18 protein-coding genes and 1 pseudogene are annotated in these 11,874 nt (G+C 50.3%); 5 read left to right on the forward strand and 14 right to left on the reverse strand.

The annotated features are described in order from the left end of the window. The 3 genes and pseudogenes from BGK49_RS02350 to cyuA all read left to right on the forward strand — a co-directional run. A partial coding sequence (locus BGK49_RS02350; protein ID WP_000718190.1) for an IS1 family transposase occupies positions 1 to 192 on the forward strand: 192 nt, incomplete at its 5' end. Between the two features lie 22 nt (positions 193 to 214). Next, positions 215 to 1,536, forward strand: a pseudogene (locus BGK49_RS02355) (SLC5/6 family protein). A 28-nt stretch (positions 1,537 to 1,564) separates the two neighbouring features. Next, positions 1,565 to 2,875 carry a cysteine desulfidase gene (gene cyuA, locus BGK49_RS02360; RefSeq protein ID WP_000460541.1) on the forward strand — a complete coding sequence of 437 codons (1,311 nt, stop codon included), beginning with the start codon at positions 1,565 to 1,567 and terminating at the stop codon, positions 2,873 to 2,875. A gap of 133 nt (positions 2,876 to 3,008) precedes the next feature. Here cyuA and yhaL read toward each other — a convergent pair whose 3' ends face one another. Next, on the reverse strand, positions 3,009 to 3,173 hold the full coding sequence (gene yhaL / locus BGK49_RS02365) for a protein YhaL (RefSeq protein ID WP_001295544.1): 165 nt from the start codon (positions 3,171 to 3,173) through the stop codon (positions 3,009 to 3,011). Positions 3,174 to 3,195: 22 nt separating this feature from the next. Next, positions 3,196 to 3,897 carry a pirin family protein gene (locus BGK49_RS02370; RefSeq protein ID WP_000633577.1) on the reverse strand — a complete coding sequence of 234 codons (702 nt, stop codon included), beginning with the start codon at positions 3,895 to 3,897 and terminating at the stop codon, positions 3,196 to 3,198. A 104-nt stretch (positions 3,898 to 4,001) separates the two neighbouring features. On the opposite strand from BGK49_RS02370, the gene yhaJ reads away from it, so the two are divergent. Beyond that, on the forward strand, positions 4,002 to 4,898 hold the full coding sequence (gene yhaJ, locus BGK49_RS02375; RefSeq protein WP_001041012.1) for a DNA-binding transcriptional regulator YhaJ: 897 nt from the start codon (positions 4,002 to 4,004) through the stop codon (positions 4,896 to 4,898). A gap of 50 nt (positions 4,899 to 4,948) precedes the next feature. Here yhaJ and BGK49_RS02380 read toward each other — a convergent pair whose 3' ends face one another. The 12 genes from BGK49_RS02380 to exuR all read right to left on the reverse strand — a co-directional run bounded on the left by BGK49_RS02380 (position 4,949) and on the right by exuR (position 11,563). Continuing rightward, on the reverse strand, positions 4,949 to 5,305 hold the full coding sequence (locus tag BGK49_RS02380; RefSeq protein WP_001198780.1) for a DUF805 domain-containing protein: 357 nt from the start codon (positions 5,303 to 5,305) through the stop codon (positions 4,949 to 4,951). A 241-nt stretch (positions 5,306 to 5,546) separates the two neighbouring features. Beyond that, positions 5,547 to 5,912, reverse strand: coding sequence for a DUF805 domain-containing protein (locus BGK49_RS02385; protein ID WP_000384145.1), 366 nt, complete (start codon positions 5,910 to 5,912; stop codon positions 5,547 to 5,549). Positions 5,913 to 6,246: 334 nt separating this feature from the next. After that, positions 6,247 to 7,191 (reverse strand): glutathionyl-hydroquinone reductase YqjG, encoded by a 945-nt coding sequence (yqjG, locus tag BGK49_RS02390; protein WP_000531203.1) that lies wholly within the window; start codon positions 7,189 to 7,191, stop codon positions 6,247 to 6,249. A 69-nt stretch (positions 7,192 to 7,260) separates the two neighbouring features. Then, positions 7,261 to 7,653, reverse strand: coding sequence for a DoxX family protein (locus BGK49_RS02395; protein ID WP_000732231.1), 393 nt, complete (start codon positions 7,651 to 7,653; stop codon positions 7,261 to 7,263). 185 nt (positions 7,654 to 7,838) lie between these two features. Further along, positions 7,839 to 8,138 (reverse strand): YqjK-like family protein, encoded by a 300-nt coding sequence (locus tag BGK49_RS02400; RefSeq protein WP_000096086.1) that lies wholly within the window; start codon positions 8,136 to 8,138, stop codon positions 7,839 to 7,841. Further along, positions 8,128 to 8,532 (reverse strand): phage holin family protein, encoded by a 405-nt coding sequence (locus BGK49_RS02405; RefSeq protein WP_000785722.1) that lies wholly within the window; start codon positions 8,530 to 8,532, stop codon positions 8,128 to 8,130. Before BGK49_RS02405 ends, BGK49_RS02400 begins: the two co-directional genes overlap by 11 nt. Before the next feature lie 2 nt (positions 8,533 to 8,534). Continuing rightward, positions 8,535 to 8,840 carry a DUF883 family protein gene (locus BGK49_RS02410; RefSeq protein ID WP_000031415.1) on the reverse strand — a complete coding sequence of 102 codons (306 nt, stop codon included), beginning with the start codon at positions 8,838 to 8,840 and terminating at the stop codon, positions 8,535 to 8,537. A gap of 37 nt (positions 8,841 to 8,877) precedes the next feature. After that, positions 8,878 to 9,246 (reverse strand): DUF1090 family protein YqjC, encoded by a 369-nt coding sequence (gene yqjC, locus BGK49_RS02415; protein WP_005029420.1) that lies wholly within the window; start codon positions 9,244 to 9,246, stop codon positions 8,878 to 8,880. A gap of 146 nt (positions 9,247 to 9,392) precedes the next feature. Next, positions 9,393 to 9,776, reverse strand: coding sequence for an EnvZ/OmpR regulon moderator MzrA (gene mzrA / locus BGK49_RS02420; RefSeq protein WP_001166768.1), 384 nt, complete (start codon positions 9,774 to 9,776; stop codon positions 9,393 to 9,395). A gap of 3 nt (positions 9,777 to 9,779) precedes the next feature. Further along, entirely contained in the window at positions 9,780 to 10,442 is a 663-nt protein-coding gene (gene yqjA, locus BGK49_RS02425; RefSeq protein WP_000422149.1) for a DedA family general envelope maintenance protein YqjA, read from the reverse strand. 21 nt (positions 10,443 to 10,463) lie between these two features. After that, on the reverse strand, positions 10,464 to 10,547 hold the full coding sequence (yqiM, locus tag BGK49_RS30825) for a protein YqiM (RefSeq protein ID WP_211180508.1): 84 nt from the start codon (positions 10,545 to 10,547) through the stop codon (positions 10,464 to 10,466). 239 nt (positions 10,548 to 10,786) lie between these two features. Beyond that, the gene (gene exuR, locus BGK49_RS02430) at positions 10,787 to 11,563 is read right to left on the reverse strand and encodes a transcriptional regulator ExuR (protein WP_000406492.1); all 777 of its coding nucleotides are present in this window, start codon (positions 11,561 to 11,563) and stop codon (positions 10,787 to 10,789) included. Between the two features lie 164 nt (positions 11,564 to 11,727). On the opposite strand from exuR, the gene BGK49_RS25075 reads away from it, so the two are divergent. Further along, positions 11,728 to 11,874 (forward strand): IS1 family transposase (locus tag BGK49_RS25075; RefSeq protein ID WP_001393286.1); only part of this gene is annotated, 147 nt, incomplete at its 3' end.

The raw sequence follows: 11,874 nt of genomic DNA on the forward strand, positions 1-11,874 counted from the left end.
CTGTATGAATCCCGCCTGAAGGGAAAGCTGCACGTAATCAGCAAGCGATATACGCAGCGAATTGAGCGGCATAACCTGAATCTGAGGCAGCACCTGGCACGGCTGGGACGGAAGTCGCTGTCGTTCTCAAAATCGGTGGAGCTGCATGACAAAGTCATCGGGCATTATCTGAACATAAAACACTATCAATAAGTTGGAGTCATTACCAGAAATTATGGAAATTGCATCGAATAAAGGCGTCATTGCAGACGCTTCGACCCCGGCGGGTCGTGCTGGAATGAGTGAGAGCGAGTGGCGAGAAGCGATCAAATTCGACAGTACTGACACCGGCTGGGTGATTATGAGTATCGGGATGGCGATTGTGTTTTTCTCCCGGTGCAGGTCGGTTTGATGGGATTGTGGGTATTTTTGCTCTCATCGGTGATTGGTTACCCGGCAATGTATCTGTTTCAGCGGTTGTTTATTAATACGCTGGCAGAATCACCAGAATGTAAAGATTACCCGAGTGTCATTAGCGGTTATTTAGGTAAAAACTGGGGCATCCTGTTAGGTGCGCTCTATTTCGTAATGCTGGTGATTTGGATGTTCGTCTATTCCACCGCCATCACCAACGATAGTGCTTCCTATCTGCATACCTTCGGTGTGACGGAAGGGTTGCTGTCAGACAGTCCCTTTTATGGTCTGGTACTGATTTGCATTCTGGTGGCGATCTCTTCACGCGGCGAGAAATTGTTATTCAAAATTTCGACCGGCATGGTGCTGACCAAGCTGCTGGTAGTCGCTGCGCTGGGCGTGTCGATGGTGGGAATGTGGCATCTGTATAACGTCGGTTCGCTACCGCCGCTGGGGCTGCTGGTGAAAAACGCCATTATTACGCTGCCGTTTACCCTGACGTCGATTCTGTTTATCCAGACGTTAAGCCCGATGGTGATCTCTTATCGCTCGCGGGAAAAATCAATTGAAGTGGCGCGGCATAAAGCATTGCGGGCAATGAATATCGCGTTTGGCATTTTATTTGTCACCGTCTTTTTCTACGCCGTGTCGTTCACGCTGGCGATGGGACATGACGAAGCGGTAAAAGCCTACGAGCAGAATATTTCCGCGCTGGCGATTGCCGCACAGTTTATTAGCGGTGACGGCGCAGCGTGGGTGAAAGTGGTCAGCGTCATTCTCAATATCTTTGCTGTCATGACTGCATTCTTTGGCGTCTATTTAGGCTTTCGCGAAGCAACGCAAGGGATCGTAATGAACATCCTGCGTCGCAAGATGCCTGCCGAGAAGATTAACGAAAATCTTGTTCAGCGCGGCATCATGATTTTCGCCATTTTGCTGGCCTGGAGCGCCATCGTACTGAACGCACCGGTGTTGAGCTTCACCTCTATCTGTAGCCCGATTTTCGGCATGGTAGGGTGCCTGATCCCGGCGTGGCTGGTTTACAAAGTACCGGCATTGCACAAATACAAAGGGATGTCTCTGTACCTGATTATCGTCACTGGTTTGTTGCTTTGTGTTTCTCCGTTCCTGGCATTTTCTTGATTTACCTGAAATTTTAAGGTTTTTTAATATGTTTGATTCGACTTTAAATCCGTTATGGCAGCGTTACATCCTCGCCGTTCAGGAGGAAGTAAAACCGGCGCTGGGATGTACTGAACCGATTTCACTGGCGCTGGTGGCGGCGGTTGCTGCGGCAGAACTGGAAGGTCCGGTTGAACGTGTAGAAGCCTGGGTTTCGCCAAATCTGATGAAGAACGGTCTGGGCGTCACCGTTCCCGGCACGGGAATGGTGGGGCTGCCGATTGCGGCGGCGCTGGGGGCGTTAGGTGGAAATGCCAACGCCGGGCTGGAAGTGCTGAAAGACGCAACTGCGCAGGCAATTGCCGATGCCAAAGCACTGCTGGCGGCGGGGAAAGTCTCCGTTAAGATCCAGGAACCTTGCAATGAAATCCTCTTCTCACGCGCCAAAGTCTGGAACGGTGAGAAGTGGGCGTGTGTCACCATCGTCGGCGGGCATACCAACATTGTGCATATTGAGACGCACAATAGTGTGGTGTTTACCCAGCAGGCGTGTGTGGCAGAGGGCGAGCAAGAGTCTCCGCTGACGGTGCTTTCCAGAACGACGCTGGCTGAGATCCTGAAGTTCGTCAATGAAGTCCCGTTTGCGGCGATCCGCTTTATTCTCGATTCCGCGAAGCTAAATTGTGCGTTATCGCAGGAAGGTTTGAGCGGTAAGTGGGGGCTGCATATTGGCGCGACGCTGGAAAAACAGTGCGAGCGCGGTTTGCTGGCGAAAGATCTCTCTTCATCCATTGTGATTCGTACCAGCGCGGCATCCGATGCGCGTATGGGCGGCGCTACGCTTCCGGCTATGAGTAACTCCGGCTCGGGTAACCAGGGGATCACCGCAACAATGCCTGTGGTGGTTGTAGCAGAACACTTCGGAGCGGATGATGAACGACTGGCGCGTGCGCTGATGCTTTCTCATTTGAGCGCAATTTACATCCATAACCAGTTACCGCGTTTGTCTGCACTTTGTGCCGCAACGACCGCAGCAATGGGGGCCGCCGCCGGGATGGCATGGCTGGTGGATGGGCGTTATGAAACTATCTCGATGGCGATCAGCAGTATGATCGGCGATGTCAGCGGCATGATTTGCGATGGTGCGTCGAACAGCTGCGCGATGAAGGTTTCGACCAGTGCTTCGGCTGCGTGGAAAGCGGTGTTAATGGCGCTGGATGATACCGCCGTGACCGGCAATGAAGGGATCGTGGCGCATGATGTTGAGCAGTCGATTGCCAACCTGTGTGCGTTAGCAAGCCATTCGATGCAGCAAACGGATCGGCAGATTATCGAGATTATGGCGAGCAAGGCCAGATAAACGCCAGGTTTTGAGTATTGTGCCGGATGCGATGCTGGCGCACCTTATCCGGCCTACGGGTTGTTTAATTCGTTAATGTTGTTGGATTTTGTAGGCCGGATAAGGCGTTTTCGCCGCATCCGGCAACCTGTCTTTACGCGGTAGCTTCATCCTCGGCTAAACGCGTTTCAGCATCCGCGACGATGGCTTCCAGCTCGCTCAACATCTCTTCATAGCCAAAATTTTTGGCGGTGCGAGCAGGTTCTTTCGCCACCACGGGCTTCACTGGCTGGCGCTTTTTGGCCGATTTTTTACTCATCATCATCTCCCTGTAAAAACAACTAGACAGGCAAATCTATCAGCAAAGCGCGCAGTGGGGAATCGGCAACCAGCGTAATGTTAGCCTCGTCACGAATAAACGCCCCATCACCGCAGGTCAGCGCCGCTTTCTCTTCATGATGCGTAAGCGCATGAAATTTCCCGTGAATCGATTGCAAATACGCGCGTGGTCCATGCAACTGGAAATTCGCACTTTCGCCTTTGTCGAGCACGATATGGTGCAGCCACACTTGCTGGCGTAATTGCAGGCTTCCCATCGTACCCTCTGGCGAGGCGATTAATTGCTGCTTGCCCATATTAAGCGCCAGTTTTTGAATCAGCGGATTCTCTCGCTGCGGGCAGGCGTCCAGCCAAAGCTGCATTCGTGTTAACGGTTTGTCTTTGCTGAGATTGTGTTCGCTGTAGCTGACACCCGGCTGGGTAGAGAGCAGCAACGCCTCACCGGCGCTGGCCTGAACATGATTGCCTTCGCTGTCGCGATACTCTGCTTCTCCATCCAGAATCACATTTAAAATATCGACTTTGGGATAGGTTCGCGGCTGAAAGGCGGCACCTGGGGCCAGCACTTCCTGGTTAAGCACACGCAGGGAGGCATAGCCTAACAATTTCGGGTCGAAGTAGTGTCCAAAGGAAAAAGTATACCGGGCCTGCAACCATCCGTAGTCTGCTTGTCCACACTGCCTGGCAGTTCGGGTAGTAATCATAATTCTTGACCTCTCTTTACTTCCTTTTATGGTAAGGGGCTGGACGCTACATTGTTAGCCAGATATTCTGCCCGGTATGTTCAAATTTCCTGAATGAGAACGAAATGGCCAAAGAAAGGGCATTAACGCTGGAAGCACTACGGGTTATGGATGCGATCGATCGCCGGGGCAGTTTTGCGGCGGCGGCGGATGAGCTGGGACGCGTGCCTTCCGCACTTAGCTACACCATGCAAAAACTGGAAGAAGAGCTGGATGTGGTGCTGTTTGACCGCTCGGGCCATCGCACCAAATTCACCAATGTCGGGAGGATGTTGCTGGAGCGAGGGCGCGTTTTGCTGGAAGCAGCAGATAAACTGACTACCGATGCGGAAGCCCTCGCGCGCGGTTGGGAAACGCATCTCACCATTGTGACCGAGGCGCTGGTACCGACACCTGCCTTTTTCCCGTTAATCGACAAACTGGCGGCAAAAGCCAATACCCAACTGGCAATCATCACCGAAGTGCTGGCGGGGGCGTGGGAACGACTGGAGCAGGGGCGGGCGGATATCGTTATCGCGCCGGATATGCATTTTCGTTCCTCGTCGGAGATCAACTCGCGCAAGCTCTATACCTTAATGAACGTCTACGTTGCCGCGCCTGATCACCCGATTCATCAGGAGCCGGAACCGTTATCTGAAGTGACGCGCGTGAAATATCGTGGAATTGCGGTAGCGGATACCGCTCGTGAGCGCCCGGTGTTGACCGTACAGCTGCTGGACAAACAGCCGCGCTTAACGGTGAGCACGATTGAAGATAAACGTCAGGCATTACTGGCGGGGCTTGGCGTGGCGACGATGCCGTATCCGATGGTCGAAAAAGATATTGCGGAAGGGCGGTTGCGTGTCGTCAGCCCGGAATCGACCAGCGAGATCGATATTATTATGGCCTGGCGTAGTGACAGTATGGGGGAAGCGAAATCCTGGTGTCTGCGGGAAATTCCCAAACTTTTTAGCGGAAAATAATATTTATTATTGTTAATAAAAAGGGGCGAAATATCGCCCCAATTCTAAGATTAATTTGAACCAAACTTAGGATCGTTTCCGTAACGATTGCTGCCAGAATTGCCTTCTAAACAGGCAAATACAAACAGAACTAACCAGCCAATGATCGGTACCAGATAGAGAAGCGCCCACGCACCTGAACGGTCAGTATCGTGCAGACGACGAACACACAGAGCAATGACCGGAATGATTGTTGCTGCCAGGTAAATGAGAGAAAGGAATGGAAACTCTAAACCTAAAATCAATTGAATGACATTGATAATAGCGCCGACGATGGCGTTAATCAGAGTAAACATCCAGTACTCTTTACGACGTGCGCGACCAGAGAAACCAACATAATTTTTTAATACGGCTAAATACCACTGCATAAAAACATCCCTTTAATTAAAAGTGACGAAAGTCTATTCCGGGTATTGTGTAAATGCTATTCGTATCTTTCTTTTTCGGATGTTATAAAGGTTTTGATATTTAAGATAAATACATGGTTGTTTTTTATAGGTAATTTATATAACGACATTGAAATATTTTAAATAAACATTAGTAAATTATTCATTCATCAACATGATGATAAAAGCCGGATGAGTCAGACATCCGGCGAGCAGATTTGTTTTAAGGTTCCAGTTTCGGATCTGGTCCAAAGCGGTTTTCGCCTGGCGTACCCGCCTGGCAGTTAAAGACGATGATAATAAGCCAGCCGATAAACGGGATTAAGAACAACAGTGCCCACCACGCCGAGCGGTCGGTGTCGTGCAGGCGGCGGAACTGAACCGCCCACCACGGTAAAAACACCAGAATACCGTAGATTGTCGTCAGGATGCCTTCGCCACCGGCGCGTTGCCAGCCTAACATTTTATCCAGCAGCCCCAGCACGAACGTAAAGATGATGTTGACCAGAATAAACATCCAGTACTCTTTGCGCCGCGCACGACCCCGGAAACCGACATAATTTTTTAGTACTTTCAGATACCAGTCCATTTTTGCCTCAATTTTGCTCAATCACTTGTTTTTAAAGCAGCAAATTAAGAATAGACGTGAATGAAATGGCAGTAAATATTCGTTCAAGGAATTAATAAAGTGCCGTGAAGGTGCGCTAAGACTGATGACAAGCGCAAAATCGCCAGATGCGCTACGCTTATCTGGCCTACGCGGTCATTTTAACATATTGAATATAAACGTTTTGTAGGTTTGATAAGGCGTTCACGCCGCATCCGACATGAACAACATGCACTTAGCTAATTATCAGAGGCACCTCGTAAGGTGCCTTTTTTTAACCGAAGCGAACATCTCGTCCATGCGGTTCATCGAGATCCTACCACGGACCAATTGAAATAATCCCCGTAGGGTTGATGGTCTTATGGCTGCGGAAGTAATGATTACGGATGTGATCGAAATTGACAGTTTCGGTGATCCCCGGCATCTGGTAGATATCGCGCAGGAAGCCATACAGATTCAGGTAATCGCTGATGCGGTGCTTATCACACTTGAAGTGGGTCACATACACTGGATCAAAACGCACCAGCGTAGTCCACAGGCGAATATCGGCTTCGGTTAGCTGGTTGCCGGTCAGGTAACGATGCTGGCCTAAAATCTGCTCCAGTCGCGCCAGCGATTCAAACACTTTCGCCACCGCCTCGTCGTAGGCTTGCTGGCTGGTGGCAAAACCAGCTTTATACACGCCGTTGTTAACGGTGTCATAAATCCAGCCGTTAAGTTCGTCAATTTTCGTTTGCAGGGCTGGTGGGTAGTAATCACCCGCTTTTGCGCCCAGCGCATCAAACGCGGTATTGAACATGCGGATGATTTCTGCTGATTCGTTGCTGACAATGGTGTGGTTCTTTTTGTCCCACAGCACGGGAACAGTAACTCGTCCGCTGTAGTGTGGATCGGCGTGGAGATAAAGCTGATACAGAAATTCATGTTGATAGAGCGTATCTCCGGTTGCTCCCGGAAAACTGTCATCAAAGGTCCAGCCGTTTTCCAGCATCAGCGGGTTCACTACGGAAACGGAAATAAACGGTTCCAGTCCTTTGAGTTTGCGCATGATCAGCGTGCGGTGCGCCCACGGGCAGGCGAGTGAAACATAGAGATGATAACGATCTTTCTCTGCGATAAAACCGCCTGTGCCAGTGGGGCCAGGTGCGCCATCGGCAGTGAGCCAGTTACGAAATGCGGAAGCTGAACGTTGAAATTTACCGCCGGTAGATTTGGTATCGTACCAGGTGTCATGCCAGACGCCGTCAATCAGTTGCCCCATTTTTCTCTCCTCCAATAGCAAAAACGAGGAGCTTCCTCCTCGTTTTTTATCGTTAAGTATAGCGCGTGCTTACCACTTTTTATTCAGCAGGCGGTCGATGCTATACGCGCCCGGACCGGTAATTGCCAGCAGCAGGAATCCGCCAGAAATTGTCAGGTTTTTCATGAACATCAGCGAGTTGACGCCTTCAGCAAACTTGCTGTGAAATAAAAATGCCGTCAGCAGCGTAAAGCCCGCAGTAAACAGGGCTGTGGTGCGAGTCAGGAAACCGAACAGGATTGCCAGACCACCACCGAACTCAAGCAGAATCACCAGCGGCAGCATAAAACCCGGGACACCCATTGCTTCCATATATTGTTGGGTACCAGAGTAAGCGGTGATTTTTCCCCAGCCTGCGGTAATAAACAGAATCGGCATTAAAATGCGCGCTACCAGTACACCAACATCTTCTAATTTTTTCATCATACTCTCCACTGCGCCACTCAGGCTGCTGATTGTTTTTTTGTGCAAGGGCGCGGTATTAGCGTCGTTGCTGTCGATGGAGAGAATCATAAACGTGGTAAATGATGATTGTTAGCAAGGAAAACTGTCAAAAATCTTCAAAAAATTTGAGGGATAAGGCCGGAATGGCTCCGGCCAGAGGGAAGTTAACCGCGAAGCTGTTGCTGCTTGAGGGTCGTTTTAACCAGACGCCAGGCGCTCCATACGCCAAAACCGCGTCTGGCCCAGCGGACCAGCATATTAGGATGGCGAATCGTCCAGATCGCCATCACGCTACTGCCAACCAGCGCCCAGGAGCGCAGACTTAGCAGCATATTCCAGCGACGATCGTAAGCGCCTGTTGCCTCCAGCCATTCACGACGACTGGCGGAAAGATCCAGCCGTTGTTGCTGGATCTGGCTAAGCAGTTGCGCCTTACGTCGTTCACGTTCGACTTTACTGCTCACGGGACTCCTCCTCGAGCAGTTGCCGATCGTTTGCCAGCTCATGGCGTGTATGGCGCAGCAAGGTGGATTTACGCGATTTACGTAACGTCCAGATACCGCCAATCAGTGCCAGTAGCAGCAACACCACGGTGGTGGCAATCATCGCATTCAGGCGATATTGCGGATCAACCGCCCAAATAATTAGCACCATCAGGCTCATAAGACCAAATGCAGCGAAAAGCATCGTCAGGCCCAGCATCAGTAAAAGTTGAAAGAGATTAGCTTTTTCCTCTTCCAGCTCCACCACCGCCAGCCGCAGACGTGTTTCCACCATTTCAACCATGATGGAAACAATTCGCTGCCCGATGCCCAGAACGCTTTTACCGGGCCCTTGCGCGTGATGAGTGTCCGCCATAATTAACGACGCGACAGCAGAACGCCGAGCACTACACCGATTGCAGCGCCAATTCCCACGCCGGTCCACGGATTTTCACGCACATACTCATCAGCACGCGCCGCCGCGACACGGGTTTGTTTGGCGATGGCATCACCGGTTTCACCCAGGCGATAACGGCTCTGTTTCAGTGCCTGCTCCGCTTTGCTACGAATCTTACTCAACTCTTCTTTCGACTTCTCGCCAGATGAGCTAAGCACCTCTTCCAGCGTATCGGAAAGGGATTTCAACTCAGCACGCAGATGTTCCGTAGTGTGTTCTTTCGACATAGTTTTCTCCAGGTGAGTAAGTAGTGACTATTGTGAGTTAGTAGTCGCGCGCTTCCAGCTTTTTCAGCTCTTCCTGCGCTTCTGCCAGTTTCCGTTCGCGTTTGGCAATCTTATCGGCATCGCCTTTTTGCTTCGCCTCGGCTAAATCTTGCTGGCGTTCCGCCACCTCATCTTTCTGCTTTGCGATTTTCTTGTGATGATCGGCACGCAGCTGGCTATCTGAACAGTTGGCCCGGACTTCACTCAGGGCTTTATTCAGACCGTCAATACGATTCTGGTTTTGGTGTTTTTCGGCATAGCTGATCTCCTTAAGGATATTTTGCTCCTTTTCCTGACACAGGGTAGTGGCATAACTACCGGCACTAAGAGCAAAGAGAGAAACAGCTAAAGCGATGCGGTCTTTCATTCTTGAACCTTCCATTGTGATTCGGACCTATTACAAAGGAACGATTGTCCAGACAACGAAGCGGTAGTGTTAACCACCGCCTCATTAATCATAGACAGTTACGGTGAAATCACCAAAGTGAGTGATATGTTTCGGATAACAGGAAGTTATCCGAAGCGATGAGAGTTATCCCGTAACCGGGTCAGCCACTGCATAGCCTGACTGTTATTGTCCTGCTGCGCAATGATGTAGCCATGGGGCAATGTTCTGTCGAGGACCGCTTTTGCGGCGGCGCTCTGGTCGCTGGAGTCAAATGTAATTAACAGAGTGTCGTTTTTGGGGGTGATACTTTTGAAAGGAATGCCATGAGCGTCAAGGTGATGCCAGATCGAAAAACCGTCTGGCATCGTTGTGCCTTGATGAACGGCACGAATCGCCAGCGTAGACTCTTGCTGGCGAACCGCGGACCAGGCCAGCAACAGCGTGCCGACCAGAAGTAAAACAGTGCCGGACCAGGCTAGCTGGCGAAGCGACATGCGAGGTATTTGCATCCCTTACCCCCGATTTCCATATTTCTTTTTCCATAACACGACCAGAGAACCTGCCAGGCCAAACACCAGCAGCACCACCGGGAGCAGCATCAGGCATGACATCAGCTGGTCCTCGTACTTTAAAAATACCGGCGTTTTGCCGAGCATGTAACCCAGAGTTGTCAGGATCAATACCCACAGCAGACCGCTCATCCAGTTGAAAAACTGAAAGCGCGCGTTATTCAGCCCTGATAACCCGGCAATCGTCGGCAGCAATGTTCTGACAAACGCAATAAAGCGACCAATTAACAGCGCCGATAAACCGTGTTTATGAAAAAGATGGTGTGCGCGTTGATGATAATGCGCGGGTAAATGAGATAGCCAGTTTTGTACGGTGCGGGTATTGCCCAGCCATCGCCCCTGAATATAGCTGACCCAGCAGCCGAGGCTGGCGGCAACGGTCAGCAGCAGAATCGTTTGCGGGTAACCCATCGCGCCTTTCGCAATCAACACGCCGACCAATACCAGTAAACTGTCGCCCGGTAAAAAGGCCGCTGGAAGCAAGCCGTTTTCAAGGAACAAAATTACAAACAAGACAAAATACAACATGCCAATCATCGATGGATTGGCCAGGGTTTCAAAATCCTGCGCCCACAGGGCTTGCAGCAATTGGGTCAAAAGTTCCATTCATTATTCCTGGTGAATCGGTTAACGCCACGCTGGTTTTAAAAGATGCACTACCGCAATGTTATTACTGTTTTGGTATGTTCTGCGGGTTTGATACATCAACACAGCCTGAACTATTCCCTGTTAAATCGTGAGATAAGAAAGCATTCAAAAACATAAATTCAAATTGAATCTAATTGTAACAAAGGTCAACGTTGTTCGTTATCAAAATTACATGTCCGTGGAGTCTGATTTTGCTGAATGCAGGGGAGGGTGGCGAGAGGATTTACACAGGCTGACACTTTATACTTTTCGCTTACCGACGAAGCGAACAGGCGCGTCGCAGCGCCTGTCGGACAGGAGTTTCATTTACTGCCACTGGTGGCCGTATCGAGATGCACTACCGGGTTTTCGGCGAATAGATAGCGGTCGGCATTGAACTCGAAATCGTCGCTGGTTTCGTTAAATAACATGATTTTGGTGTTTTCCAGATGCTGCCACATTGCCAGCTTAGCAGCATGGGGATCTTTGCGAATTAACGCCTTGAGAATTTGATCGTGGTCATCACACCAGTTATCAACGGTACGGGAATCAATGTGTTCGTGTAGTTTTTTCCAGTACGGGTTATGGCTACGCTGGGTCCACATTTTTTCAACGATGGCCGCCAGGGCGGAGTTCTGCGTCGCCAGGGCTACCTGAATGTGGAACTGTAAATCCCACTCGGAATCACGGAAGCATTGTTGGCCGCGCGCCTGTTCCTGAATGGCCATCAGTTTCATGATGTCTTGTTTCGTTACCTGAGTTGCCGCGAACTCGGCAATATTACTTTCGATGAGCTGGCGAGCCTGAAGCAACTCAAACGGACCGTAATTGGCGAATTCCATATTATTGTCAGCCGCCTGCTGATGGCGCGGCTGGTTGGAAACCACATGAATACCTGAACCTTTACGCACCTCCACATAGCCTTCAACTTCCAGCATGATTATGGCTTCACGAACTACCGTTCGGCTGACGTTCTTTTCATCGGCAATAAAGCGTTCGGCAGGCAGTTTATCACCCACCAGATAGACGCCCTGTTCAATGCGCTCTTTCAGGTCAGCGGCAAGTTGTTGATACAAACGGCGTGGTTCAGTGATTTCCATATGCGTCTCCCGGAGTGGAATGCGGACGAAGTTATCATACCACTTTATTCATGGGTATGCCATTGGTCATATATAAATTTGGTGATTGAATTAATGTATTGAATTAATAGGTGATGCTGCCAACTTACTGATTTAGTGTATGATGGTGTTTTTGAGGTGCTCCAGTGGCTTCTGTTTCTATCAGCTGTCCCTCCTGTTCAGCTACTGACGGGGTGGTGCGTAACGGCAAAAGCACTGCCGGACATCAGCGCTATCTCTGCTCTCACTGCCGTAAAACATGGCAACTGCAGTTCACTTACACCGCTTCTCAA

It is taken from the genome of Shigella sp. FC1544, from assembly GCF_001722145.1.
In the GTDB taxonomy this organism is placed as follows: Bacteria; Pseudomonadota; Gammaproteobacteria; order Enterobacterales; family Enterobacteriaceae; genus Escherichia; species Escherichia coli.

Bases quoted from the DNA above. Each gene is read 5' to 3' on its own strand.
- BGK49_RS02380 (WP_001198780.1), bottom strand. From the start codon at position 5,305: ATGCAGTGGTATTTAGCCGTATTAAAAAATTATGTTGGTTTCTCTGGT.
- BGK49_RS02385 (WP_000384145.1), bottom strand. From the start codon at position 5,912: ATGGACTGGTATCTGAAAGTACTAAAAAATTATGTCGGTTTCCGGGGT.
- BGK49_RS02395 (WP_000732231.1), bottom strand. From the start codon at position 7,653: ATGAAAAAATTAGAAGATGTTGGTGTACTGGTAGCGCGCATTTTAATG.
- BGK49_RS02410 (WP_000031415.1), bottom strand. From the start codon at position 8,840: ATGTCGAAAGAACACACTACGGAACATCTGCGTGCTGAGTTGAAATCC.
- yhaL (WP_001295544.1), bottom strand. From the start codon at position 3,173: ATGAGTAAAAAATCGGCCAAAAAGCGCCAGCCAGTGAAGCCCGTGGTG.
- exuR (WP_000406492.1), bottom strand. From the start codon at position 11,563: ATGGAAATCACTGAACCACGCCGTTTGTATCAACAACTTGCCGCTGAC.
- yqjC (WP_005029420.1), bottom strand. From the start codon at position 9,246: ATGAAAGACCGCATCGCTTTAGCTGTTTCTCTCTTTGCTCTTAGTGCC.
- BGK49_RS02405 (WP_000785722.1), bottom strand. From the start codon at position 8,532: ATGGCGGACACTCATCACGCGCAAGGGCCCGGTAAAAGCGTTCTGGGC.
- yqjG (WP_000531203.1), bottom strand. From the start codon at position 7,191: ATGGGGCAACTGATTGACGGCGTCTGGCATGACACCTGGTACGATACC.
- BGK49_RS02370 (WP_000633577.1), bottom strand. From the start codon at position 3,897: ATGATTACTACCCGAACTGCCAGGCAGTGTGGACAAGCAGACTACGGA.
- yhaJ (WP_001041012.1), top strand. From the start codon at position 4,002: ATGGCCAAAGAAAGGGCATTAACGCTGGAAGCACTACGGGTTATGGAT.
- yqjA (WP_000422149.1), bottom strand. From the start codon at position 10,442: ATGGAACTTTTGACCCAATTGCTGCAAGCCCTGTGGGCGCAGGATTTT.
- mzrA (WP_001166768.1), bottom strand. From the start codon at position 9,776: ATGCAAATACCTCGCATGTCGCTTCGCCAGCTAGCCTGGTCCGGCACT.
- cyuA (WP_000460541.1), top strand. From the start codon at position 1,565: ATGTTTGATTCGACTTTAAATCCGTTATGGCAGCGTTACATCCTCGCC.